The organism is Mycobacterium noviomagense, from assembly GCF_010731635.1.
Classification (GTDB): Bacteria; Actinomycetota; Actinomycetes; order Mycobacteriales; family Mycobacteriaceae; genus Mycobacterium; species Mycobacterium noviomagense.
On the sequence record NZ_AP022583.1, the window covers coordinates 3,307,459 to 3,331,351 of the forward strand.

Annotated in this window: 25 protein-coding genes; 17 read left to right on the top strand and 8 right to left on the bottom strand. The window is 65.9% G+C overall.

Annotated elements, in window-relative coordinates; genetic code table 11:
* Positions 1-5: 5 nt before the first annotated feature.
* Positions 6-2,222, bottom strand: coding sequence for an RNA degradosome polyphosphate kinase (locus tag G6N15_RS15615; RefSeq protein WP_083088113.1), 2,217 nt, complete (start codon positions 2,220-2,222; stop codon positions 6-8).
* Between the two features lie 84 nt (positions 2,223-2,306).
* Positions 2,307-2,957 (bottom strand): 2-phospho-L-lactate guanylyltransferase, encoded by a 651-nt coding sequence (gene cofC, locus G6N15_RS15620; protein WP_083088114.1) that lies wholly within the window; start codon positions 2,955-2,957, stop codon positions 2,307-2,309.
* A 140-nt stretch (positions 2,958-3,097) separates the two neighbouring features.
* On the opposite strand from cofC, the gene G6N15_RS15625 reads away from it, so the two are divergent.
* Both G6N15_RS15625 and G6N15_RS15630 read left to right on the top strand, forming a co-directional pair.
* Entirely contained in the window at positions 3,098-4,108 is a 1,011-nt protein-coding gene (locus G6N15_RS15625) for an NAD(P)H-dependent glycerol-3-phosphate dehydrogenase (RefSeq protein ID WP_083088115.1), read from the top strand.
* A 115-nt stretch (positions 4,109-4,223) separates the two neighbouring features.
* The gene (locus tag G6N15_RS15630) at positions 4,224-5,345 is read left to right on the top strand and encodes a D-alanine--D-alanine ligase family protein (protein WP_083088154.1); all 1,122 of its coding nucleotides are present in this window, start codon (positions 4,224-4,226) and stop codon (positions 5,343-5,345) included.
* Here G6N15_RS15630 and G6N15_RS15635 read toward each other — a convergent pair.
* Positions 5,342-5,917 carry a DUF3515 domain-containing protein gene (locus G6N15_RS15635; protein WP_083088116.1) on the bottom strand — a complete coding sequence of 192 codons (576 nt, stop codon included), beginning with the start codon at positions 5,915-5,917 and terminating at the stop codon, positions 5,342-5,344. The two genes, G6N15_RS15630 and G6N15_RS15635, sit on opposite strands and share 4 nt — an antisense overlap.
* 180 nt (positions 5,918-6,097) lie before the next feature.
* On the opposite strand from G6N15_RS15635, the gene G6N15_RS15640 reads away from it, so the two are divergent.
* The 3 genes from G6N15_RS15640 to G6N15_RS15650 are packed head-to-tail and all read left to right on the top strand — an operon-like array spanning position 6,098 to position 7,992.
* A complete protein-coding gene (locus G6N15_RS15640; protein WP_083088155.1) occupies positions 6,098-7,012 on the top strand; it encodes a thiamine-phosphate kinase in 915 nt (304 codons plus the stop codon).
* A gap of 9 nt (positions 7,013-7,021) precedes the next feature.
* Entirely contained in the window at positions 7,022-7,312 is a 291-nt protein-coding gene (locus G6N15_RS15645; RefSeq protein ID WP_083088117.1) for a DUF1330 domain-containing protein, read from the top strand.
* Positions 7,309-7,992: a uracil-DNA glycosylase gene (locus tag G6N15_RS15650; RefSeq protein WP_083088118.1), complete on the top strand. Its 684-nt coding sequence runs from the start codon at positions 7,309-7,311 to the stop codon at positions 7,990-7,992. The genes G6N15_RS15645 and G6N15_RS15650 overlap by 4 nt, the downstream gene beginning before the upstream one ends.
* Before the next feature lie 71 nt (positions 7,993-8,063).
* On the opposite strand, the gene rpmB is transcribed toward G6N15_RS15650, so the two are convergent.
* The gene (gene rpmB / locus G6N15_RS15655) at positions 8,064-8,258 is read right to left on the bottom strand and encodes a 50S ribosomal protein L28 (RefSeq protein ID WP_083088119.1); all 195 of its coding nucleotides are present in this window, start codon (positions 8,256-8,258) and stop codon (positions 8,064-8,066) included.
* 208 nt (positions 8,259-8,466) lie between these two features.
* Here rpmB and G6N15_RS15660 point away from each other — a divergent pair, with 208 nt between their 5' ends.
* From G6N15_RS15660 to G6N15_RS15670, 3 genes are read left to right on the top strand one after another with little or no spacing between them, the layout of a single operon-like run.
* A complete protein-coding gene (locus G6N15_RS15660) occupies positions 8,467-10,113 on the top strand; it encodes a DAK2 domain-containing protein (RefSeq protein WP_179961832.1) in 1,647 nt (548 codons plus the stop codon).
* A 2-nt stretch (positions 10,114-10,115) separates the two neighbouring features.
* On the top strand, positions 10,116-12,338 hold the full coding sequence (gene recG / locus G6N15_RS15665) for an ATP-dependent DNA helicase RecG (RefSeq protein ID WP_083088121.1): 2,223 nt from the start codon (positions 10,116-10,118) through the stop codon (positions 12,336-12,338).
* On the top strand, positions 12,335-13,048 hold the full coding sequence (locus tag G6N15_RS15670; RefSeq protein ID WP_083088122.1) for an HNH endonuclease family protein: 714 nt from the start codon (positions 12,335-12,337) through the stop codon (positions 13,046-13,048). The genes recG and G6N15_RS15670 overlap by 4 nt, the downstream gene beginning before the upstream one ends.
* A 75-nt stretch (positions 13,049-13,123) precedes the next feature.
* Here G6N15_RS15670 and G6N15_RS15675 read toward each other — a convergent pair whose 3' ends face one another.
* Positions 13,124-13,969, bottom strand: a complete 846-nt coding sequence (locus G6N15_RS15675; protein WP_139797858.1) for an aldo/keto reductase — start codon at positions 13,967-13,969, stop codon at positions 13,124-13,126.
* A 5-nt stretch (positions 13,970-13,974) separates the two neighbouring features.
* A complete protein-coding gene (locus G6N15_RS15680; protein ID WP_083088123.1) occupies positions 13,975-14,808 on the bottom strand; it encodes an aldo/keto reductase in 834 nt (277 codons plus the stop codon).
* Here G6N15_RS15680 and G6N15_RS15685 point away from each other — a divergent pair.
* The 5 genes from G6N15_RS15685 to coaD all read left to right on the top strand — a co-directional run bounded on the left by G6N15_RS15685 (position 14,807) and on the right by coaD (position 18,534).
* A complete protein-coding gene (locus tag G6N15_RS15685; RefSeq protein ID WP_083088124.1) occupies positions 14,807-15,925 on the top strand; it encodes an alpha/beta hydrolase in 1,119 nt (372 codons plus the stop codon). The genes G6N15_RS15680 and G6N15_RS15685 overlap by 2 nt on opposite strands.
* Positions 15,926-15,969: 44 nt before the next feature.
* Positions 15,970-16,740, top strand: coding sequence for a DsbA family protein (locus tag G6N15_RS15690; protein ID WP_232070247.1), 771 nt, complete (start codon positions 15,970-15,972; stop codon positions 16,738-16,740).
* Positions 16,737-17,369, top strand: coding sequence for a vitamin K epoxide reductase family protein (locus tag G6N15_RS15695; protein ID WP_083088126.1), 633 nt, complete (start codon positions 16,737-16,739; stop codon positions 17,367-17,369). Before G6N15_RS15690 ends, G6N15_RS15695 begins: the two co-directional genes overlap by 4 nt.
* A gap of 37 nt (positions 17,370-17,406) precedes the next feature.
* Positions 17,407-17,973, top strand: a complete 567-nt coding sequence (rsmD, locus tag G6N15_RS15700; RefSeq protein ID WP_083088127.1) for a 16S rRNA (guanine(966)-N(2))-methyltransferase RsmD — start codon at positions 17,407-17,409, stop codon at positions 17,971-17,973.
* Positions 17,974-18,048: 75 nt separating this feature from the next.
* Positions 18,049-18,534, top strand: coding sequence for a pantetheine-phosphate adenylyltransferase (coaD, locus tag G6N15_RS15705; protein ID WP_083088128.1), 486 nt, complete (start codon positions 18,049-18,051; stop codon positions 18,532-18,534).
* A 72-nt stretch (positions 18,535-18,606) separates the two neighbouring features.
* Here the strand turns inward: coaD and G6N15_RS15710 are convergent, their stop codons facing one another.
* A complete protein-coding gene (locus G6N15_RS15710; protein WP_372506550.1) occupies positions 18,607-19,788 on the bottom strand; it encodes a permease in 1,182 nt (393 codons plus the stop codon).
* 259 nt (positions 19,789-20,047) lie between these two features.
* Between G6N15_RS15710 and sepIVA the strand changes: the two genes are divergently transcribed.
* From sepIVA to mutM, 4 genes are all read left to right on the top strand, one after another.
* Positions 20,048-20,785 carry a cell division protein SepIVA gene (gene sepIVA, locus G6N15_RS15715; RefSeq protein ID WP_083088130.1) on the top strand — a complete coding sequence of 246 codons (738 nt, stop codon included), beginning with the start codon at positions 20,048-20,050 and terminating at the stop codon, positions 20,783-20,785.
* An 89-nt stretch (positions 20,786-20,874) separates the two neighbouring features.
* Positions 20,875-21,453, top strand: coding sequence for a YceD family protein (locus G6N15_RS15720; RefSeq protein WP_083088131.1), 579 nt, complete (start codon positions 20,875-20,877; stop codon positions 21,451-21,453).
* Entirely contained in the window at positions 21,450-22,142 is a 693-nt protein-coding gene (gene rnc, locus G6N15_RS15725; protein ID WP_083088132.1) for a ribonuclease III, read from the top strand. The genes G6N15_RS15720 and rnc overlap by 4 nt, the downstream gene beginning before the upstream one ends.
* A gap of 5 nt (positions 22,143-22,147) precedes the next feature.
* Entirely contained in the window at positions 22,148-22,999 is an 852-nt protein-coding gene (mutM, locus tag G6N15_RS15730) for a DNA-formamidopyrimidine glycosylase (RefSeq protein ID WP_083088133.1), read from the top strand.
* 84 nt (positions 23,000-23,083) lie between these two features.
* Here the strand turns inward: mutM and G6N15_RS15735 are convergent, their stop codons facing one another.
* Positions 23,084-23,827: a PIG-L deacetylase family protein gene (locus G6N15_RS15735; protein ID WP_083088134.1), complete on the bottom strand. Its 744-nt coding sequence runs from the start codon at positions 23,825-23,827 to the stop codon at positions 23,084-23,086.
* Positions 23,828-23,893 lie beyond the last annotated feature (66 nt).

Sequence of the window (23,893 nt, forward strand, 5' to 3'; positions counted from 1 at the left end):
GTGTGTCAGGGACTGCGGTGCCGCTCCATGAGCGATACCTGGTGGTCGCGCACCGTCCGCCCGTCCTGCGGCGACGCGATCCACTGCCCGTCCGATCCGAGTTCCCAGCACCGAGTGGCCGGATCCAATGCAGATTCAAACAACTCATCTAGTTCCGCGGTCAGCCTCGGGTCCTTGACTTGGGCCAAGACCTCGACCCGTCGATCGAGATTGCGATGCATCATGTCGGCGCTGCCGATCCAGAATTCGTCGATAGCGCGGAAATGGAAGATGCGCGAGTGCTCCAGGAAACGGCCCAAAATGGAGCGCGCCACGATGTTTTCCGAGTAGCCCTCGGCGCCGGGCCGCAGCGCACAGATACCGCGGACCACCACCTCGACGCGCACCCCAGCCTGCGACGCGCGATAGAGCGCATCGATGACCTGTTCGTCGACCAGCGCGTTGAGCTTGAGGCGGATCCGCCCGTTACCGGTTTCGCGGTGCGCCGCGACTTCCCTCTCGACACGCTCGATGATGCCGGTGCGAATGCCGTATGGCGCCACGAGCAGGTTGCGGTAGGACTCCTTGCGCGAGTAGCCAGTGAGCGAGTTGAACAAGTCGGTGAGGTCGGCACCGATATCGGGGGACGCTGTCAGCAGACCGACATCCTCGTACAGCCGTGCGGTCTTGCTGTTGTAATTGCCCGTGCCGACGTGGCAGTAGCGCCGAATGGCCGATCCTTCGCGGCGTACCACCAGCGCCGTCTTGCAATGTGTCTTCAGACCTACAAGCCCGTACACCACATGCACGCCCGCCTGCTCCAGTGTGCGCGCCCACCGGATATTGGCTTGTTCGTCGAACCGAGCCTTGATTTCGACGAGCGCCACCACCTGCTTTCCGGCCTCGGCAGCTTCGATCAGAGCGTGGACAATCGGCGAATCACCTGAAGTGCGGTACAGCGTCTGCTTGATCGCCAACACGTTGGGGTCCGCAGCGGCCTGCTCGATGAATCGCTGCACGCTGGTAGAGAACGAGTCGTAGGGATGATGCACCAACACATCACCTTCGCGCAGGGTCGCGAAAATGCTTTTCGGCGTTTCCCGCTCCGCGAACGCCGGCGGGGTCGCGGGGACAAAGGGTGGATCCTTCAGATCCGGCCGGTCCACCTCGTAGACCTGCCACAGCGACGACAGATCGAGCAGGCCGGGCACTTCGATGACGTCACCGGGATGCACGTCGAGCTCGCGCAGCAGCAACTCGAGCATGTTCTCGGTCATGTCGTCCGATACCTCAAGGCGCACCGGCGATCCGAACCGGCGACGCGCCAATTCCCGTTCCAGCGCTTGCAGCAAGTCCTCGTCGCGGTCTTCTTCGACTTCGAAGTCGGCGTTGCGGGTAATGCGGAACACGTGATGCTCGACGATCTCCAAACCCGGGAACAGCACCGGAAGAAACGCCGCGATCAGTTCCTCCATCGGCAGGAACCGCACGATCGGCTTGCCGTCAGCGTCGGTGCGCCGGGCCAGTTCGACGAATCGGTCGACATTGTTGGGCACTTTGACGCGGGCGAAGTGATGTCCGCCGTCCTCCGGGCGTTTGACGGTGACTGCCAGGTTCAGGCTTAACCCGCTGACGAACGGGAACGGGTGCGCGGGATCGACGGCCAGCGGCGTCAGGACTGGGAATACCTGTTCGTGAAAGTAGGCCGACAATTGATCGCGCTCAGAGTCGTCGAGGTCGGCCCACGTGACGATGTGGATACCTTCCTCGGCCAGTGCGGGGCGCACCGAATCCATGAACACGCGCGCGTGTCTGGTGGCGATGTGCTGGGTCTGCTCGCCGATGCGACGGAGTTGCTCGCGCGGTGTCAGGCCGTCCGCCGAGCGCACCGACAGGCCCATCTCGTCGCGGCGTTTGAGCCCGGCGACACGCACCATATAGAACTCGTCGAGATTAGAGGCGAAGATCGCCAGGAACTTGGCCCGTTCCAACAACGGCAGCGAGGCGTCGTCGGCCAGTGCGAGCACCCGCGCGTTGAAGTCCAGCCAACTCAACTCCCGGTTCAGATACCGGTCCTCGGGAAGTTCTTTCTCGAGGATGGCTGTGGTCGCAGCGGGTGGTGCCGCGGGGGCCGAGTCACCCGGATGCCACACGCTCTCTTCAGGGCGCGCCTCGGCTTCAATTTCGGTCATTTTTCGATCATTGCGCATTACGGGGCTGCGCTGCCACAACCCAGCGGACATCGGTTCACCGTTGGTGTGGTGTTCACCTTGCCGTTATGGGTCGGCGCCCGCACTGTGTAGCCGGAGACGAGGTGGTCGACTGCGCTAGCGGGCGGCCAGGGCGCGTGCGGTGGCAGGGCCGACCCCAAGCCGGCGCGCCACCGCTAAGTCGTCCGGGGTATCGATGTCGCAACGCAAACCCGGCCATGCACCCGTGAGCTCCACCGCTCCCGAACGACTATGGCGCGCTGAGGAATCCGGCCCGAATTGCGGCTGGAGTGCGACACCGAAAGCGCACAGCGCCGTTGTTCCGGTGCCGAGCCGGTCGGCGACGAAGCTTCGGGGATGGTTGCGCGCGGCGGCGATCGCCTCAGCCAGCTCCTGGGTCTGAAGCGCTGGCAGATCACCTTGCAGCACAACAAGATTCGTTACCGATTCGGCTACCATTCGCTCCGCAACGGTGATGGCGTTGTTCAGCGAATCGGGATGGTCCACGGGCGTCGGGTCGGCTAGTACGTCGGCGCCCAGCTCGGCCGCTGCGGCCGCCGCCGCGTCGTCAGGCGTGATGACGGTGATCGAACGCACCGACTCGACCGCTGCTGCCGCGGTCAAAGTATCGATCAGCATGGCCAGCACGACGGCCTCGCGGGTCTGCCTCGAAAAAATCGGCGCGAGACGGGTCTTGGCGACTGCCAGCCGCTTGACGGCCACAATCAGCCCGACGTCGCCGTGACCGTCGGCCCGGGTGCCGCTCATGCGCTCATCCTGCCAGCGGTGATTTCGGTGTGTTTCGGCGCTCGCCGCGGGCTGGGTTACTGGCACGGTCGGGGCGTTTCGTCGGCCACGGATTAGGGTGGTCGCCTGGCGCAGCATGCAGGGCATTGGGGGTGGTGGTTATGGCCGGCGCGGAGGATGCCGTAGCGGTGATGGGCGCCGGTGCATGGGGCACGGCGCTGGCCAAGGTGCTGGCCGAAGCCGGCAGCCACGTCACCTTGTGGGCGCGACGCGCAGAGGTCGCCGACGAAATCAACACCACGCGCTACAACGCCCGCTATCTGCCGGGAGCCCAGTTGCCCACGGCGATCCGAGCCACCACCGACGCCGCCGAAGCGGTGTGTGGCGCGTCGACTGTGCTCCTGGGTGTCCCCGCTCAGACCATGCGGGCCAATCTCTTGCAATGGGCCGGGTTGTTTGCCGACGGCGCGACCCTGGTCAGCCTGGCCAAGGGCATCGAGCTGGACACGTTGATGCGGATGAGCCAGGTCATCGTCGCCGTCACGGGGGTGGACCCGGACCAGGTTGCGGTGGTCTCCGGTCCCAACCTGGCCAATGAGATCGCCGAGCGCCAACCCGCCGCCACCGTCGTGGCCTGCAGCGACTCTGGGCGCGCGGTCGCCTTGCAGCGCGCGCTGAACACCGGCTACTTCCGTCCGTACACCAACGCCGACGTCATCGGTACCGAGATCGGCGGCGCATGCAAGAACGTCATCGCGTTGGCGTCTGGGATGGCGGCCGGCGTGGGGCTGGGGGAGAACACTGCGGCGGCGATCATCACCCGCGGGCTTGCTGAAATCATGCGGCTCGGGATCGCGCTCGGGGCCAAGGGCGCGACGCTGGCCGGGCTGGCGGGGGTAGGCGATTTGGTGGCGACGTGCACCTCGCGGCATTCGCGTAACCGCTCGTTCGGCGAGTGCCTGGGTCAAGGCGGGACGATGCAGTCGGCCATGCAGGCGCACGACGGCCAGGTGGTCGAAGGCGTGACGTCGTGCGAATCGGTGCTGGCGCTGGCGTCCAGCTACGACGTCGAGATGCCCCTTACCGACGCCGTGCACCGCGTCTGCCATAAGGGCCTTTCCGTCGACGAAGCAGTGGTTTTGTTGCTGGGCCGCAGCACCAAGCCGGAATGACTGGCGATCGCGCCGGTTCAGGCCCGCCGCACCCGGCGGAAAATCGCAACGGCAGTAGCCTCTCTAGGTTGTGGATGATCGCTACCCCTCCGCATCGACCGGAGGCGCCGAATCGGTGACACCGCGCGGCCGTATCCGCGTCGCCGTCGTCTACGGCGGACGCAGCAACGAACATGCGATCTCCTGCGTGTCGGCGGGCAGCATCCTGCGCAATTTGGACCCCCAACGCTTCGACGTGATCCCGGTGGGCATCACGCGCGAAGGCACCTGGGTACTGACTGACGGGCGTTCGGAAACGCTGGCGATCACCGGCGGCCAGTTGCCTGAGGTCAGCGGCGCGTCGGGCACCGCGCTGGCCCTGGCGCAGGATCCGCGGCAACGTGGTCAGCTGCTGTCGGTGAATCCGGGTAGTGAAATGAGCGCTGGCGAAGTGCTGGCTTCCGTCGACGTGGTGTTCCCGGTATTGCACGGCCCGTACGGCGAGGACGGCACGATTCAGGGTCTGCTGGAACTGGCCGGCGTGCCCTATGTCGGTGCCGGCGTGCTGGCCAGTGCGACCGGCATGGATAAGGAATTCACCAAGAAGCTGCTGGCGGCCGAAGGACTTCCGGTCGGCCCTTATGCGGTGCTGCGAGCGACGCAGACAACCCTTGACCCCGAGCACCGGCAACGTCTTGGGCTGCCCGTCTTCGTCAAACCCGCGCGCGGCGGGTCGTCGATCGGTGTCAGCCGGGTGACGAGCTGGGAGCAGCTGCCTGCGGCCGTCGCCGAGGCCCGCCAGCACGACCCCAAGGTGCTCGTCGAGGCCGCCGTCGCCGGCCGCGAATTGGAGTGCGGCGTGCTCGAATTTCCTGACGGCACTGTCCGGGCCAGTGTTGTGGGGGAGATCCGGGTGGTAGGGGTGCGGGGTCGCGAGGATCCCTTCTACGACTTCGCCAGTAAGTATCTGTACGAGGCCGCCGAACTGGATGTGCCCGCCAAAGTCGATGACGAGGTCAGCGACGCGATACGTGAGCTGGCAATCGCGGCATTTCGGGCGATCGACTGCCAAGGGCTGGCGCGGGTCGATTTCTTCCTCACCGATGACGGGCCGCTGATCAACGAAATCAACACCATGCCGGGATTCACCACCATCTCGATGTTCCCGCGGATGTGGGCAGCCAGCGGTGTCGATTACCCCACCCTGGTCGCGACCATGGTGGAAACCGCGCTGGCTCGCGGTATTGGTCTGCGCTAACTGCGCGGCGGCGCCGGGGTGACGGGTACGGCGGCGACCGTGCGGTCGATCACCTCGGACAGTTCCTGGATCGGGGTGGGCCCCGAGCCGGGCGGCAGGGTGAGCGCCACGTACACCGGCCGGTCGACCGTGTACCAGGTGCTGCGTCCCGCCTCTCCGCCCGCTTGGCCCTCCACCGTCTGGAACCACTGCACTCGGTCGACGACCTGGATCGGCGAGCCCACCACGAAGTCGGGCGGCCGGTCCAGGCCGCACCGCAGCACCACTGGCTCGGCGTTGGCGTTGGAGCGCCAGGCGGCGGCGCCGGCTGGAGCTGGCTGCGCGGCAGACGCACGCTGGTAGTCGCCGAGCCGCTGTGGCAGCGCGCCCATCAGCGCCCGGCATGCCGGATTCTCGGCCTGGGGCGCGGGCACCGCGGGGATCGCGACCGGTGGCTGGGGCGGGTGGCGGGTGGCCGCGATCGCCAACATGATCGCGATGACGGCGACAGTCAACAGCAGTGCCGCGATCAGCAATACCCGGGGCGGCCCGTCGAAACCGGTCGCCTGCTCACTTTTTGACTGCCCGTCCATCCGCATAGTCTCCGGCGCGGTCGAATCGCCCGCTTAGACTCCACGTGTCCGCCGGCGGAGGCGGCGGACCCAACTTACCGCAGGTCGCACCGGTATTCACCGGGCGTCGATAGGCCGGGAGGAAGCGACGTGAGCAGCGGCGAGCCCGGCCCTACCCTGCGCCAGCTCGGCGAGTTCGGGATGATCGACCGACTGCTGGCAGGCCGTCGACAACCGCCGACGACCGCATTAGGGCCCGGTGACGACGCGGCTCTAGTGCTGGCGGGCGACGGCCGCACCGTGGTCTCGACGGACATGCTCGTGCAGGATCGGCACTTCCGGCTGGACTGGTCCACGCCGGCGGATGTCGGGCGCAAGGCGATCGCCCAAAACGCGGCCGATATCGAGGCGATGGGCGCGCGGCCAACCGCGTTCGTCGTCGCGTTCGGCGCACCGCCCGAGACGCCGGCCGCGCGCGTAAGCGAGCTGGCGGATGCCATGTGGGACGAGGTCGGAAGGATCCGGGCCGGCATCGTCGGCGGTGACCTGGTCAACTGTCCGCAGTGGGTGCTCGCGGTGACGGTGCTGGGCGACCTGGACGGGGCTGCGCCGGTGCTTCGAGCGGGGGCGCGACCCGGCTCGATGATCGCCGCGACCGGCGAGTTGGGATATTCGGCTGCAGGATATGCTTTGTGGCGCAACGGAATCGAAGGTTTCGACGAGTTGCGGCGCCGTCATCTGGTGCCGCATCCGCCGTACGGGCAAGGTCGGGTAGCCGCCAAAGCCGGTGCGCAAGCAATGATCGACGTGTCCGACGGCCTGGTCTCCGATCTGCGCCACGTCGCCCAAGCGTCCGGGGTCGGCATCGCGTTGTCTACCGCAGCGTTGGCTGCCGACCACCAGGCCCTGACGACGGCCGGCGAGGCCGTCGGCGTTGACCCGTGGGAGTGGGTGCTCGGCGGGGGAGAAGACCACGCGCTGGTCGCCGCGTTCGCCGGTCCGGTTCCGGCGGGCTGGCGGGTGATCGGCCGGGTGCTCGACGGCCCGGCCCGGGTGCTGATCGACGGGGCGGAGTGGCGCGGATACGCAGGCTGGGAGTCATTCGGTGGCCGTTAGGGTAGCGGCGTGACGGTGTACGCGATCGCCCAACTCAGGTTCACCGACCGCGGCGCCTACAACCGCTACCAGGCGAAGTTCATGGAGGTCTTCTCCGAATACGCCGGAACCCTGCTGGCCGCCGACGAATCTCCGCAAGTCGTGGAAGGCCGATGGGACCGCGACAAGTTGGTGCTGATGTCGTTCCCCGACGAGGCCGCCTTCCGCGCTTGGGCAGAATCACCTGAATACCAACGTATTTCGCAGGATCGCCGTGCCGGCGCAGACACCGTGGTGCTATTGGCTAAGGGGCTGGCGTGACTGCGCGCCCGCTGCGCGAACTGGTCGACGACGGGTGGGCGCGCGCGCTGGAGCCGGTGGCCGAGCAGGTCGCGGCGATGGGGCAATTCTTGCGCGCTGAAATCGCCGCCGGGCGCCGCTACCTGCCCGCCGGGCCGAATGTGTTGCGCGCCTTCACCTTTCCGTTCGAAGAGGTACGGGTACTGATCGTGGGGCAAGATCCGTACCCCACGCCGGGCCACGCGGTGGGGCTGAGCTTTTCGGTGGCCCCACATGTTCGCCCGCTGCCACGCAGCCTGGAGAACATCTTCGCCGAATACGCCAACGATCTCGGCTATCCGCTGCCGTCGTGCGGCGATCTGACGCCGTGGGCGCAGCGCGGGGTGATGTTGCTGAACAGGGTGCTCACCGTGCAACCCGGCAATCCGGCGTCACACCGGGGCAAGGGCTGGGAGCCGGTCACCGAATGCGCGATCCGCGCCCTGGTGGAACGGCAGCAACCGATGGTGGCGATTTTGTGGGGTCGTGACGCGTCGACGCTCAAGCCGATGCTGGCCCAGGGCGACTGCGTCGCGATCGAGTCACCGCATCCTTCGCCGTTGTCGGCCTCGCGCGGCTTCTTCGGTTCGCGACCGTTCAGTCGCGCCAACGAACTGCTCGAGAAGATGGGTGCAGAGCCCGTCGACTGGCGGCTGCCGTAACTCCTTGGCCGAGCAGACGCAAAGTCCCCCGACACGCGGGGCAAATTGGTGCTTTTGCGTCTGTTGGCGGATTAGCCGCGGGTGACCTTGCCCGCCTTGATGCACGATGTGCACACGTTGAGCCGCTGCTTGTTGCCACCCGGACGAGTCACGGCATGCACCGTCTGGATGTTCGGATCCCACCGGCGGCTGGTCCGGCGGTGGGAGTGCGACACCGACTTGCCGAAGCCGGGGCCCTTCCCGCAGATATCGCACACGGCGGCCATTGCGAAGCTCCTCGAGTTTTCCGGGGCCAACAACCGAGCTACGGGTGACCCGACGACCTGGCCAGGATAACCGGCGCAGTGGCGAAGCGCCAAAACCATGAACAGCGCCGATACGGTATGACCAGTGCTGTCGTCGTTACTCGTTAGGCTGGCGCCACCGGAGGAGGTGGGCGAGGTGGTGTCCGATGCGGCTCAGGCGGATCGTCTTCTGGACGCATCCGCGCTGCGCGACTGGGCGCACACCGCCGTCAGCGACCTGATCTCCCACATCGACGAGATCAACCGCCTCAACGTGTTCCCCATCGCCGATGCCGACACCGGCACCAACATGCTGTTCACCATGCGCTCGGCACTGGCGGAGGCCGACACAGACGACAGCCTCGGCGACGTGGCCCGGGTGGCGGCAGCCCTGTCGGCCGGCGCTTTGCACGGCGCGCGCGGCAACTCCGGCGTGATCCTGTCGCAAATCCTGCGAGGCATCGCCGATGTCACCGCCACTGCGGCCAAAAAGGCCGGTGGTGAGCTGCGCGACATCGACGCCGACATCCTGGGGGCTGCGCTGCGGCGCGGCGTGGGCCTGGTCGTCGGCTCGATGGGCGGGCAAGAGGTCGCCGGCACCATCGTCTCGGTGCTGCAGGCCGCGGCCCGCGCGGTCGAGGAGTGCGCGAACAACGGAGAGGGCCTGGCACGGGCGGTGATGGCCGCATGTGACGCCGCGGTGGTCGCGCTGGAGAAAACTCCTGAGCAGCTGGGCGTGCTCGCCGATGCGGGGGTGGTGGACGCGGGCGGCCGGGGCCTGCTGGTGCTTCTCGACGCGCTCAGCGCGACCATCACCGGACGCGCGCCGGTTCGGACGGTGTACGAGCCGGCGCCGCGGCAGCCACCCGCCGATGTGGCCGCAGAGCCCCGGGGCCCGCAGTTCGAGGTGATGTATTTCCTGGGCGGTTGCGACGCCGCCGGCGCCGACGCGCTGCGCGATCGGCTCGGTCAACTCGGCGAATCCGTAGCCATCGCGGCCTCCGCCTCCGACGCGGTCGGCGGCTACTCGGTGCACGTGCACACCAATGACGCCGGTGCGGCCGTGGAAGCCGGTCTGGCGTTCGGTACACCGCGGCGGATCCAGATCTCGGCGCTGGCGGGCGGCGGGACCGGATTGCCGCCGGGCAGCTGGGCGCGGGAGCGCGCCGTGCTGGCCGTCGTCGACGGGGACGGCGCCGCGGAGCTTTTCACCGGCGAGGGCGCGTGCGTCCTGCGACCCGACCCGCAGGCAGCCGACCCGACCACGGCGGTCACCGCACAGCAGCTGTTGCGTGCGCTGGTGGATACCGGCGCCGCCCAGGTAATGCTGTTACCCAACGGCTATGTGGCCGCAGAAGAACTCGTGGCCGGCTGTACCGCTGCCATTGGCTGGGGCATCGACGTGGTGCCGCTGCCGACGGGATCGATGGTGCAGGGACTGGCCGCCCTCGCCGTACACGACCCCGACCGGCAGGCAGTCGACGACGGCTACACCATGGCCCGCGCAGCAGGCGCTGCTCGGCACGGCTCGGTGCGCATCGCGACCGAGCAGGCCCTGACTTTTGCCGGCCCGTGCAAGCCCGGCGACGGCCTGGGCATCGCCGGCGACGAGGTGTTGATCGTCGCCGAGGACATCGGCGCGGCGGCGACCGGCCTGGTCGATCTGTTGCTGGCCGCCGGCGGGGAACTGGTGACGGTGTTGGTCGGCGCCGACGGGGACGCCGACGCCGTCGAATCCACGCTGGAAGGCCATGTCCACGACCATCATCCGGGCAGTGAGCTGGTGAGCTACCGCACCGGGCATCGCGGCGACGCACTGTTGATCGGGGTCGAGTAGCCGTGGCGGTGTTGACCGACCGGCTCGATTTCATCCTCGGCGCCAAATCGGCCGACCCGCTCGAGGACGCATTCGGCATCCGCACCGTCGACGACCTGCTGCGCCACTATCCGCGCGGCTACGTCGAAGGTGCGACGGTGCGCGGTGTCGGCGACGAGCGGCCGCCGGAGGGCGAACACATCACGCTCGTCGACACCATCAGCGGGGCGGCGGTACGGCCGATGAAAAAGAAACCCAAAGACAAGTATCTGGTCATCACGATCGGGTCTGGCCGAAGCAGGGTGACCGCCACGTTCTTCCACGCCAAGAAGTGGTTCATCGAGCAGCTCACCGAAGGAACCCGCATCATGCTGTCCGGCGAGGTGGGCTATTTCCGCGGCACCATGCAGCTCACGCATCCGGATTTCTTGGTGCTCGATTCTGCCGATGGCAAGGACCACGGCAGCAGGTCGCTGCGCATGATCGCCGACGCCTCGAAGAAAGTCAGCGGTGAGGTGCTGCAGTCGGCGTTCGAGCGGGCCTTTTACCCGATCTATCCGGCCAGCACGAAAGTGCAAAGCTGGGACATCTACAGATGTGTGCGCCAGGTGCTCGCGGTGCTCGACCCGGTGCCGGACCCGCTGCCGGAGGCGGTGTGCGTCAGCCGCGGCCTGATCTCCGAGGATCAGGCGCTGCGAGCGATCCATCTGGCTGAAAGCGAGACAGAACGCCAACGTGCCCGTGAGCGGCTGACTTTCGACGAAGCCGTCGGTCTGCAGTGGGCACTGGTAACTCGCCGGCACGGCGAACTGTCCGAATCCGGGCCGGCAGCGCCCCATCGATCCGACGGGCTGGCCGAAAAACTCTTGCGGCAGTTGCCGTTCGAACTCACCACGGGCCAGCGTGAGGTACTCGACGTGCTGCGTGACGAGCTTGCCGCCAGCCGTCCGATGAACCGGCTGCTGCAGGGCGAAGTCGGCTCCGGCAAGACGATCGTGTCGGTGTTGGCGATGCTGCAGATGGTCGACGCCGGCTACCAGTGTGCGCTGTTGGCTCCGACAGAAGTGCTTGCGGCCCAACATGTTCGATCGATCCGCGATGTGCTCGGGCCGCTGGCGATGGGCGGGCAGTTAGGTGGTGCCGACAACGCCACCCGGGTGGCGTTGCTGACCGGTTCTATGTCGCCGGCGCAGAAGAAACAGGTGTATGCCGACATCGCTAGTGGGCAGGTGGGAATCGCCGTCGGCACGCATGCCCTGCTGCAAGGCGGGGTGGAGTTTCACCGCCTGGGCATGGTAGTAGTCGACGAACAGCACCGGTTTGGGGTAGAGCAGCGAGATCAATTGCGCGCCAAGGCTCCTGCGGGGATTACACCGCATCTATTGGTGATGACGGCGACTCCGATACCGCGAACCGTCGCGCTCACCGTCTACGGCGACTTGGAAACCTCGACCTTGCGCGAACTTCCGCGGGGCCGTCAGCCGATCGCGACGACCGCAATCTTTGTCAAGGAAAAGCCGGCATGGCTGGAGCGCGCTTGGCGGCGCATCATCGAAGAGGCATCGGCCGGACGCCAGGCCTACGTGGTCGCGCCGCGGATCGACGAGTCCGATGATCCGGGGCAGACCGAAGAGGGCGGTCGGCCCTCGGCGACCGCGGTGGACCTCTTCGCCCGGCTCCGCCGCAATGAATTGGCCGGCCTGCGGCTGGGTCTCATGCACGGGCGGCTGCCAGCTGATGAGAAGGATGCGGTCATGGCGGCGTTTCGCGCCGGCGAGATCGACGTTCTGGTGTGCACCACCGTCATCGAAGTGGGCGTCGACGTGTCCAACGCCACCGTGATGCTGGTGGTTGACGCCGACCGGTTCGGTATCAGCCAATTGCATCAACTGCGCGGCCGCATCGGTCGTGGCGCTCACTCGAGCGTGTGTCTTTTGGCGAGCTGGATGTCGCCGAATTCACGGGCAGGCGAGCGCCTGCGCGCAGTCGCGGGAACCCTCGACGGGTTCGCATTGGCTGATTTGGATCTCAAAGAGCGCAGAGAAGGAGATGTGTTGGGCCGCAGCCAGTCTGGCCGGCCGATCACATTGCGGCTGCTGTCGCTGGCCGAGCATCAGGAACTGATCGAAACCGCGCGCGACGTGTGCGAGCAAATGTATGACGAGAACCCCGGCCATCCCGGATTGACGCTGCTCGCAGCGCCGTTCACCACTACCGAACGTATCGAGTACCTGGACAAAGCATGAACAAGAAAGTATTGCTGTGGCTGTCGACACTCGCTGTGCTCGCGGTGGTGGTCGCGTACCAGGTGGTGGCATCCTCGGCGGGACAGCGCGCGGATGAGTTCGCCGCGCGCGCCGACGTTCCGACGGTGCAACCGGGCGCCGACGTGCTGGCCGGAATCACCGTGGTGCCAGCCAGAATCCATCGCTACGACTACCGTCGAGCGGCATTCGGCGACGCCTGGGACGACGACAACGACGCACCGCTCGGGCACAACGGCTGCGACACCCGCGACGACATCCTCAACCGCGACCTTGTCGACAAAACCTATGTGGCGATCAAACGCTGCCCCGACGCTGTCGCGACCGGCACGCTGCACGACCCGTACACCAACGCCACCATCAACTTTCAGCGCGGCGCCCGGGTCGGCGCGTCGGTGCAGATCGACCACATCGTCCCGCTGGCCTACGCCTGGGACATGGGGGCTTACGACTGGCCGTATCCCCAGCGGCTGCGCTTCGCCAATGATCCGGCCAATCTGCTGGCCGTCTCGGGACAGGCAAACGAAGACAAGGCCGATTCCCAACCGGCCCTCTGGATGCCGCCCAATACCGCGTTCTGGTGCCAGTACGCCGTACAGTACATCGCCGTTCTGCGCGGCTATGCGCTGCCCGTCGACCAACCATCCGCCGACACGTTGCGACGGGCTGCGGCTACCTGTCCGGCGGGATAACGCTTGTAAGCGCGAGCAGACGCAAAAGCACCCGAAAGCTGCCCCAGATAGGGGCTTTTGCGTCTGCTCGCGGGGCTACATCCCCGTGTATGTCAGCGGGTCTTCGCGCACCCGGGTGCCGTCGTTGAGCCCATTGAGGAGGTCCATGTGCTCGGCCGCCAACTCGAAGTCGAAGATGTCCAAATTGCTTGCGATGCGTTCCGGCTTGCCGGAGCGGAAGATCACCGAATTGCCCAATTGCACGTTCCACCGCAGTAACACCTGCGCCGGTGTCCGGCTGTACTCGGCGGCGATGGATGTCACCGTCGGGTTGTCCAGCAGCCGGCCCAGGGCCAGCGGACTGTAGGCCTGGGTGACCACATTGTGCTGCGCGTTGGCCTTGCGCAGCTCGTCCTGGTTGAGCAGCGGGTGCAACTCGATCTGGTTGACCGCCGGCGTGTAAAAGCTCAGGTCGATGACCGTCGACACATGCTCCTCGGTGAAGTTCGACACGCCGATCGACTTGGCGTAGCAGTCGCCGCGGACCTGGATCATGCCGCCGAAGCTGTCCACGTATTTGCCGAGCTGCGCGGCCGGCCAATGGATCAGGTAGAGGTCAACATAATCCAGGCTGAGCCGCTCCAGGCTTGCCTTGCAAGCTTCTTGCGAGCTGGTGAACCCCTGGTCCGAAGTGGCCAACTTGGTCGTGACGAAAATTTCGGCCCGGGGAATCCCGGATGCTGCAATGGCGCGCCCGACTGCAGCTTCGTTGCCGTATACCGCTGCGGTATCGATCAGCCGGCAGCCGATTTCCAGCGCCGCTGATACTGCACGCTCCGTTTCAGCGTCGGACAGTTCAGCGACCCCGAGGCCGAGCACCGGCATCGTGTTCTCGTCATTGAGTGTTATGGAAGGAACGGTGGCGCCCGACTCGCCAGTCACGTCATTCACCTGCCTGTGAAATTGAAGGTTCGTGGATCTGGGCCAAGCCGTTGTCCGTCGTCGAGCGAGGAGATCGACGCCATCTCGTCGGCACTGAGTTCAAAATCGAACACTTCGAAATTACTCGCAATCCGTTCAGGGTTCACCGACTTGGGGATCACGATATTACCGAGTTGGATATGCCACCTAATCAACACCTGGGCAGGTGTCCGGTTACAGGCTTCCGCCACTGCGGTGACCGTCGGATGAGTCAGCAACGAGCCCTGTCCGAGCGGAGCCCACGCCTCGGTGGCGATGCCGAGCTGGGCGTGCACTTCCCGCAGTGCGGTCTGAGGAAACCGCGGATGCAGCTCGACCTGATTGACAGCAGGGACGATGCCGGTGGCATCGATGAGGACTTTCAGATGCTCAGGCTCGAAGTTGCTGACCCCGATCGAGCGGATTCGGCCCTGGTCGCGCAAGTGCGCGAACGCCTTGAAGGTGTCGACGAACTTGCCCTGCGAAGGCATTGGCCAGTGGATCAGATACAGATCCAGGTAATCGACCCCGAGTCGTTCGATACTGGCGTCGAACGCCGCCAGGGTGCGGTCGTAGCCTTGGTCAGCGTTCCACAGCTTGGTAACCAGATAAATCTCGTCGCGGGGTATGCCGGATTCTGCGACCGCCAGACCGGTCTCACGTTCGTTGTTGTACATTGCCGCGGTGTCGATGTGCCGGTAGCCGGCCTGCAAGGCGGCGCGCACAGCCTGTTCGGTGTCTGCGGGTGGAACCTTGAAAACGCCGAACCCGACCAGGGGGATCGAATTACCGTCGTTCAGCGTGACTAAGGGAGCAGCCATGCCGAAAAGTCTGCCAGGCGCGCGTGACCTTCATCTGGGAGCGCTACGATCTCCGGCCCGGTGGTCGGCTCGCTTGCAGAGCACTGCCACCACTGCCGGGCTGAAGGTCATTCCGTGGATTCCCAACGGCGCCAAGCGAATACTGTCCGGGGGTCGCTCGGTCATCATCGACGGCAACACGCTCGACCCCACCCTGCAATTGCTCTTGGCCGCGCAGAGGGCCGTCGGCATCAACGGCTTGGTCGTCCACGACGATCCCCACGCCTCCCGCATCCAGGCGCGCGAGGTCGCCGTCGCTTTCGGCGGCCCGCAGATCCACGTCGCGGTGAGCGACATATCAATACCCGGACCGGCTGGCGACATTCCGGTTCGGCACTACCGCCCCGCGAGCGTCGATCCCGCGCCGTTGCTGGTCTTCTACCACGGCGGCGGCTGGGTGATCGGCGACCTGGACACCCATGACGCGCTGTGCCGGTTGACGTGCCGTGACGGCGACATCCATGTGCTGTCGATCGACTACCGGCTGGCCCCCGAACACCCCGCTCTGGCTGCCATCGACGACGCCTACGCGGCGTTTCGCTGGGCCCATGAACACGGCGCAGAACTCGGCGCGATGCCGGACAAGATTGTCGTCGGTGGTGACAGCGCGGGCGGCAACCTGGCGGCGGTCGTGTCGCAGCTGGCCCGCAATGATGGCGGCCCGATGCCTGTGCTGCAGTGGCTCATCTACCCACGCACCGACTTCACCGCCCGGACCCGTTCGATGTCCCTGTTCGCCGACGGTTTCATCCTGACCAAGCACGACATGGACTGGTTCACACAGCAATACCTGGGGGCGTCTGATGTCGAGCCGACGGATCCGCGGGTGTCGCCGTTGCTGGCCGACAACCTCTCGGACCTACCGCCCGCGTTGATCGCGATTGCGGGTTTCGATCCGCTACGCGACGAAGGCGAGCAATACGCGACCGCGCTGCGAGCTGCCGGAAACCCCGTCGACCTGCGGTGCTTCGGGTCGTTGACGCACGCCTTCGGCAACCTGTTCCCGCTCGGTGGCGGTAGCGCCGTGGCCACTGCAGAGCTGGTCTCGGCGCTGCGCGCCCACCTCAGCCGAGTCTGACCCAGACGTCGGTACTCTAGAGGCGCTATCGCCGACCATCGAGGGTGAGGATCAGCAAATCTGTGGCCAAAGCTAACCGCCCCGCGCGCTACGACTTGAAGAGCGCCGACCGCAGGCGCAATCTGCTCATCCAGATCGGGCTCACCGCAATTGTGGTGCTCTTCGCGGTCGGCCTGGTGCTCTATATCGTGATGGCCCACGGCCACAAACCTTCGTCCGGCAAGCCGGTGCGGGTGACGTCGAGCAGGCTGGTCACCAAGGACGGAACCAAAGACCCCAAAGCGGTCGTGGCCTTCTACGAGGATTTCCTGTGCCCGGCCTGCGGCAACTTCGAGCGGACGTTCGGCCCGACCGTGTCCAGACTCATCGACAGCGGCGCTATTGCCGCCGACTACTACATGGTCGGCATTCTCGACAGCGCCCGCAACGACAACTATTCGTCGCGAGCCGGTGCGGCGGCCTACTGCGTCGCCGACGAATCCATCGATGCGTTCCGGCGCTTCCACACCGCGTTGTTCACCAAGGACCTGCAGCCTTCCGAAACCGGCTCGACATTTCCCGACAACGCGAAGTTGATCGAGATCGCCCGCGAAGCCGGTGCGGCCGGCAAGGTCCCCGACTGCGTCAACAGCGGTAAGTACGTCCCGACAATCGACGGCATGGCGTCGGCCACCGGCATTCACGCCACCCCGACGATCCGCATCAACGGTCAGGACTACCAACCGTCGACGCCGCAGGCGCTGGTCGCCAAGATCAAAGAAATCGTCGGCGACGTCCCTGGCCTCGACACGGCTGCCGCTCCAGCCGCGTCGTGAGCGTCGCGGTGTCGGCGCAACCCGCACGGCCGGCCGGCGATCTGGCGAGCCCCTCGGTCTCGGTGCCGTTGCCCAGCGCGTGGTGGGTGCTGATTGCCGGGGTCATCGGCTTCGTCGCGTCGGTGACGCTGACGATTGAGAAGGTCAAGATCCTGACCAATCCGTCGTATGTACCGTCGTGCAACTTCAACCCGGTGGTGTCGTGCGGATCGGTGATGGCAACGGCTCAGGCGTCGGTGCTGGGCTTTCCGAATCCGCTGATCGGCATCGCCGCGTTTACCGTGGTGGTCGTGACCGGTGTGCTGGCTGTGACGAAAATACCTCTGCCGCAATGGTATTGGATCGGCCTAGCAGCCGGGACACTGGCCGGTGTCGTGTTCGTGCACTGGCTGATATTCCAGAGCCTGTATCGCATCGGCGCGTTGTGCCCGTATTGCATGGTGGTGTGGGCGGTCACGGTCCCCCTGTTGGTGGTGGTGGCGTCGATCGCATTTCGCGCCGCCGAGACTGCCAGCGCGGCGGGGCGCACGCTTTACCGTTGGCGGTGGTCGATCACCGTGCTGTGGTTCACCGCGGTCATCTTGCTGATCCTGGTTCGGTTCTGGGACTACTGGTCGACACTCGTCTAGCTCGACGACAAGGGCGTGGCCTGCTGGTGGTGGTGAACTGACACGCATCATTGCCGGTGCCGCCCGCGGGCGGCGTCTCGCGGTGCTGCCGCGCGGAACAAGACCGACTACTGACCGGGTGCGCGAGTCCTTGTTCAATATCTTGGCCGCGCGGCTCGATTTGACCGGCTTGTCGGTGCTCGACCTGTACGCGGGTTCCGGCGCGCTCGGGCTGGAGGCGTTATCACGTGGAGCCGCCTCGGCGCTGTTCGTCGAGTCGGATCGGCGAACGGCGGCGGTGCTCGCCCGCAACATCGAGACCGTCGGCCTGCCCGGTGCGACGCTGCACCGCAGCACCGTGGCGTCAGCCGTGGCCGCTGATGCGGACCACCCTGTGGACCTGGTGCTGGCAGATCCGCCCTATGACGTCGACACCGCTGAAATCGAGTCTGTGCTGGCTACTTTGACCGCGCATGGCTGGGCGGGTCCGGGAACCGTGGCGGCAGTCGAGCGCGCCGCCACCAGTTCGCCGCTGACATGGCCGGCCCGCTGGCTGGCCTGGCCGCACCGGATTTACGGCGACACCCGGCTGGAACTCGCCGAACTGAGCGGCGCTAAGAGCTGAGGAGCTTTTGCTACCGTCATCGGTCATGACCGCCGGCGACGATGCAAAGCGCCGTGAAGAACAGGAGCGGCGCACATGAGTGGCGCGGTATGCCCGGGATCGTTCGACCCGGTGACGCTGGGCCACATCGACATCTTCGAACGCGCCTCCGCGCAGTTCGACGAAGTGGTCGTCGCCATCCTCGTCAACCCCGCGAAAAAGAGCATGTTCGAGCTCGACGAGCGGATCGCGATGATCAACGAGTCGACGACGCACCTGCCCAATTTGCGGGTGGAAGCCGGGGAAGGCCTGGTCGTCGACTTCGTCAGGGCTCGCGGCATGACCGCCATCGTCAAAGGCCTGCGCACCGGCACCGACTTCGAATACGAGCTGCAGATGGCGCAGATGAACAAACACATCGCGGGTGTCGACACGTTTTTCGTGGCGACCACGCCGCGGTATTCGTTCGTGTCATCGTCACTGGCCAAAGAGGTGGCGATGCTCGGCGGTGACGTGTCCGAGCTGCTTCCCGAACCGGTGAACCGCCGGCTGGCCGAAAAGCTACGCGCACACAACAGCTAGCGGGGCGTCGCCAACATCGACGCCAGCGCGCAAAACGCGTGAAAGAAGCTGTGCTACAGGCCGATTTGGACGCTAGTGGCAGTGATTGTGCTGCCCGTGATCGTGTTCTGCGTCGGGAGAGCCGCCCATCATACGAAGCATCGGCACGCCGCCAGTGGTCACGAATCTCACAACCAGAATCGCGGCGATGGCGACAAACACAATGTTCAGCCACGTCGTGTAGTTCCACGATATTCCAGCATGCATCACAGTGGCATTGCGGTGATGGGGGACCAAATGCGCTGCGCTGAATAGTAATTCGACGAGGTAGCCTGCGGCGACCATCGATGCGTAAAACGTGCCCAGCAGCGTCAGCATCATCGCTGTGCCGTAGTACTTCCGGTAAATGTTCAGGATGGGCAGGATCAGCAAGTCTGCGAAGATGAATGCGACCACACCGCCGAAACTTATGCCTCCGTTCCACAGCACTGCGGCCAGTGGCACATTGCCGATCGAGCAGACAAACGATGCGATGGCCACAAAGGGTCCCACAATCGGTCCCCACAGGCCTGACAAAATCGGATGATGGGTGAAAAAGAAAGCCTGCCAGAATGATTCGGGCACCCAGGCTGCGATGGCGCCGGCGATCAACAGCCCGAGCACAAGGTCGCGCAGGATCGCCGCCCATTCCATGGCGAATACATGTGAGACCGAGGTAAAGCCCTGAGGCGAAAACAGCCGCCGCCAAAACGAACCTTCGCCTTGGACGGACATGTCCATCGCGGCATGGCCTTCCATCACACCGGCGACACCACGCTCGGCCTGCTGCCGCGCGGCGTCGATGAGCCGCGAGCGTACGAACAGCCGGAACAACACAGCCAAGATCACGATCATCAGCGGGCCGCCCACGAATTCGGCCGCGGTGAACTGCCAACCCATCAGCAGCGCCAAGATGATGCCTAATTCAGCAACGAGATTGGTAGAGCCGATTTCGAATGCCATGGCAGCGGTGAACTCTGCGCCTTTGCGGAACAGCGACCGGGCCAACGCCACTGCGGCATAAGAACACGAGGATGATGCGGCGCCCAACCCGGTGGCCACCGCCAGCGTGCGGGGGCTGGCGTCTCCGAGCAGGGCCACGATCGTGGAACGGCGCACGACCGCCTGTACCAGCGCCGACAAGAGGAACCCCAACACCAGTGCCCAGAGGATCTCCCACGTCATCGAGCCCGCCAAGGACAAGGCGTGACCGACCGCATTCAGCACTCTGTCCAACAGATCCTCCTCCTACCAGCTTCGGCCCGACACCATGCTAACCACGCCCCTTCCGGTACCCTCCCGGGGTATACACCCTGTTGCAGAAGCGCCCGGCCGTTGCCGCTGATCCCGCGAGGCCGACATAATGGCGCCGAGTGTGCAGGTGAGCGGCAGTGCTCCGGAGCGGCCAATGTCCGACACACCGGGCCCGGCAGCACAGTCACAGGTGCAACAGCAGGCACACTGGTAACAACAACGATGCCGGGAGGGTGTTGCCGTGTACCGAGTGTTTGAAGCGCTGGACGAGCTTAGCGCGATTGTCGAAGAAGCCCGCGGCGTGCCGATGACCGCCGGCTGTGTGGTGCCCCGCGGCGACGTGTTGGAGCTGATCGACGACATCAAGGATGCGATCCCCGGCGAACTCGACGACGCCCAAGATGTGCTCGATGCGCGCGATTCGATGCTGCAGGAGGCGAAGGCGCACGCCGACTCCATGGTGTCCTCGGCAACTACCGAGTCGGAGTCGATGGTGAACCACGCGCGCGCCGAGGCGGACCGGATCCTGTCCGACGCCAAGGCGCAGGCCGACCGCATGGTCAGTGAGGCCCGCCAGCACAGCGAGCGGATGGTCAGCGACGCCCGCGAAGAGGCGGTCCGCATCGCGGCCTCAGCGAAACGCGAGTACGAGGCCAGCACCAGCCGGGCCAAGGCCGAATGTGACCGGCTGGTCGAAAGCGGCAACATCTCCTACGAGAAGGCCGTGCAGGAAGGCATCAAGGAACAGCAACGGCTGGTGTCGCAGACGGAAGTCGTCCAAGCGGCCCACGCTGAGGCCACCCGCCTGATCGACGCGGCGCACGCCGAGGCCGACCGGTTGCGCGGCGAATGCGACATCTACGTCGACAGCAAGCTCGCCGAGTTCGAGGAGTACCTCAACGGCACTTTGCGCTCGGTAAGTCGCGGTCGGCACCAACTGCGCACTGCCGCCGGCACTCACGACTACGCCACCCGCTGACTCAAGCGGTGCGAGCCGGAACGGCCCCGAGGAGGAGCCGGGCACTGGCGGCCACGCGCCGTTACCCTACGGGACCGTAGGATTGGCATATGGCGAGGCAGCACAGCTCGATGGCACAGCGACCGCCGGTCTCGCCGCTGATTGTCAACATCGCGCGGCTGGGCCGGCGTCCGGGAGCGATGTTCGCGCTGCATAACACGGTGAGCAGTCCTTCCCGTATCGGGGTGGAGCTGATCGCAATCCAGCGCGGTGCGCCGCTGGAACTGGATCTGCGGGTCGAGTCAGTGTCTGAGGGGGTGCTGGTCACCGGCACGGTGGCGGCACCGACGACCGGCGAGTGTGCGCGTTGCCTGACGACAGTCAGCGGACGAGTGCAGGTGGGCCTGACTGAACTGTTCGCGTATCCGGACAGCCTGACCGACGAGACCACCGATGAGGACGAGGTCGGCCGGGTCGTCAACGACACCGTCGACTTGGAGCAGTCCATCATCGACGCGGTCGGGTTGGAATTGCCCTTCTCGCCGGTGTGCCGAGCCGATTGCCCGGGCTTGTGCCCTGAGTGCGGTATCCAGCTGGCAACCGCTGAGGTGGGTCATCACCACGACCTCATCGACCCGCGCTGGGCCAAGCTGGCTGGACTGCTCGATGCCGCTGAGGGCGACCGGTGACGCGGCCGCACCAGCCGCTGCTCGACGCACTGGGGGTCGACCTGCCCGACGAGTTGCTGTCGTTGGCGTTGACGCACCGCAGCTACGCCTACGAGCACGGGGGCCTGCCCACCAACGAGCGCCTGGAGTTTCTGGGTGACGCGGTCCTGGGCCTGACCATCACCGATGAGCTGTTCCATCGCCATCCGGACCGGTCAGAAGGCGATCTAGCCAAGCTGCGAGCCAGCGTCGTCAACACCCAGGCGTTAGCCGACGTGGCGCGCAAGTTGACCGATCAGGGTCTCGGCGCGCACATGCTGCTGGGCCGTGGTGAGGCCAACACCGGCGGAGCCGACAAGTCGAGCATCCTGGCCGACGGCATGGAATCGTTGCTCGGTGCCATCTACCTACAGCACGGCATCGACACGGCCCGCGAGGTGATTCTGCGGTTGTTCGGTCCGCTCCTGGACGCCGCGCCCACACTGGGCGCCGGGCTGGATTGGAAAACCAGCCTGCAGGAACTGACCGCGGCGCGCGGGCTGGGCGCACCGTCATACGTGGTGACCTCCACCGGCCCCGACCACGACAAGGAGTTCACCGCCGTCGTCGTCGTGATGGACACCGAATACGGCACCGGGGTAGGCCGCTCCAAGAAGGAAGCGGAGCAAAAGGCAGCGGCCGCGGCCTGGAACGCGCTCGACAGCGCCTGATCTCGATGCCCGAACTGCCTGAAGTCGAGGTGGTGCGGCGCGGCTTGCAGGCCCACGTGGTGGGAAAGACGATCACGGCGGTCCGAGTCCACCACCCCCGCGCCGTGCGTCGCCACGAGGCCGGCCCGGCCGACCTGACCGCGCGGCTGCTTGGCGCGCGGATCACCGGCACCGATCGTCGCGGCAAGTATTTGTGGCTGACATTGGATGAGGCAGACACCGCCCTGGTGGTTCATCTCGGCATGAGCGGACAGATGCTGCTGGGTGCTGTCCCGAATACCGCGCACCTGCGCATCGGGACGGTGCTCGACGACGGCACGGTATTGAGCTTCGTCGACCAGCGCACGTTCGGTGGTTGGCTGCTGGCGGATCTCGTGACGGTCGACGGCAGCGCGGTGCCGGTGCCCGTCGCGCATCTGGCCCGCGATCCGCTGGACCCGAAGTTCGACGCCGACGCGGTGGTTAAGGTGTTGCGGCGCAAGCATTCCGAGATCAAGCGTCAGTTGCTGGATCAAACCGTGGTCTCGGGCATCGGCAACATCTACGCCGACGAAGCACTGTGGCGGGCCAAGGTGCATGGCTCACGTGTGGCTGCCACGCTGTCGCGCCGGCAGCTCGCGGCGGTGCTGCAGGCCGCCGCGGAGGTGATGCGCGATGCGCTGGCCCACGGCGGCACTTCGTTCGATTCGTTGTACGTCAACGTCAACGGCGAATCCGGTTACTTCGACCGGTCGCTGGACGCCTATGGCCGCGAAGGGAAAAGCTGCCGGCGCTGCGGCGCGGTAATCCGCCGCGAGAAGTTCATGAACCGCTCGTCGTTCTACTGCCCGAGGTGCCAGCCCCGGCCGCGGCGGTGAAGTTTTCGCCCTGTGCCGAGCGTGCGTGTCTGTACAGCGACACGCCGGTAAAGGCGACCATTTGCGCACGCTCAGGGGCCCGGCTCAATCGAAGATGTCGTGTCGCACGGTCCCCGCGGGCAACGTCGGATCTATGAACCACTCGCGGGGGAAGAGCAGGCCAAACGCCTGGGTTGGCAGTCGAAGCAGCAGCTCGAATGCGCGCGCAGACAGGCCGGAGCTTGCGATTTGCGAACAGTGGGCCGCGAACGCGTCTCGCTGCTGGCGCGCGAAACGAAAGACGTCGATCCAATGGGCGATGTCGGGTCCGTAAGGTGCGGGCAGTCGCAGCAGGTGGGCGCGATGGCCGACTTGCAACAGTAACTCGCGCGGCATCGTCGCCTCGAGCACCCGCGGGGTCGCCGCAAGTTCAGCGGCGCGCTTGCCGACGTGATGCACCTGCACATGATCACGGTGGCCGTAGCCGCCGTTGTTCTGGTAGCTGATCAGCACATCCGCGGATTCTGCGCGCAGTATCTCGGCGAGCCGCTGCGCCGCCTCGTCGACGTCCGCTCGCGCGAACCTGAGCCGCCCGGGTGGATCGGGGTAGATGACCGCGCCGTAGCCGCTGTCGGCGTAGCCAAGGCATTCGACCCGATGTGCCCCGAGAATGCTTGTGCTCACACGCAATTCGTTGATCCGGGTGTCGTCTTCTTCGTTGTTCATCCGCCCGTCGGTCGCCGTGACGACGACCACGCGATGCCCGGCCGCCGACGCCCGCGCGAGTGTGCCCCCGGTGAGGATCACCTCGTCGTCCGGATGCGCGTGGAAGGCGACGACAGTGGACATGCGCCGCAGTATGCCGGGCGGTCGAAGGTGTCCGCGGTCGCGGCTGCTCACTGACGGCACGGTAAG

Bases quoted from the DNA above. Each gene is read 5' to 3' on its own strand.
- G6N15_RS15615 (WP_083088113.1), bottom strand. From the start codon at position 2,222: ATGTCCGCTGGGTTGTGGCAGCGCAGCCCCGTAATGCGCAATGATCGA.
- cofC (WP_083088114.1), bottom strand. From the start codon at position 2,957: ATGAGCGGCACCCGGGCCGACGGTCACGGCGACGTCGGGCTGATTGTG.
- G6N15_RS15625 (WP_083088115.1), top strand. From the start codon at position 3,098: ATGGCCGGCGCGGAGGATGCCGTAGCGGTGATGGGCGCCGGTGCATGG.
- G6N15_RS15635 (WP_083088116.1), bottom strand. From the start codon at position 5,917: ATGGACGGGCAGTCAAAAAGTGAGCAGGCGACCGGTTTCGACGGGCCG.
- G6N15_RS15640 (WP_083088155.1), top strand. From the start codon at position 6,098: ATGATCGACCGACTGCTGGCAGGCCGTCGACAACCGCCGACGACCGCA.
- rpmB (WP_083088119.1), bottom strand. From the start codon at position 8,258: ATGGCCGCCGTGTGCGATATCTGCGGGAAGGGCCCCGGCTTCGGCAAG.
- G6N15_RS15670 (WP_083088122.1), top strand. From the start codon at position 12,335: ATGAACAAGAAAGTATTGCTGTGGCTGTCGACACTCGCTGTGCTCGCG.
- G6N15_RS15685 (WP_083088124.1), top strand. From the start codon at position 14,807: ATGCCGAAAAGTCTGCCAGGCGCGCGTGACCTTCATCTGGGAGCGCTA.
- G6N15_RS15680 (WP_083088123.1), bottom strand. From the start codon at position 14,808: ATGGCTGCTCCCTTAGTCACGCTGAACGACGGTAATTCGATCCCCCTG.
- coaD (WP_083088128.1), top strand. From the start codon at position 18,049: ATGAGTGGCGCGGTATGCCCGGGATCGTTCGACCCGGTGACGCTGGGC.
- G6N15_RS15720 (WP_083088131.1), top strand. From the start codon at position 20,875: ATGGCGAGGCAGCACAGCTCGATGGCACAGCGACCGCCGGTCTCGCCG.
- mutM (WP_083088133.1), top strand. From the start codon at position 22,148: ATGCCCGAACTGCCTGAAGTCGAGGTGGTGCGGCGCGGCTTGCAGGCC.
- G6N15_RS15735 (WP_083088134.1), bottom strand. From the start codon at position 23,827: ATGTCCACTGTCGTCGCCTTCCACGCGCATCCGGACGACGAGGTGATC.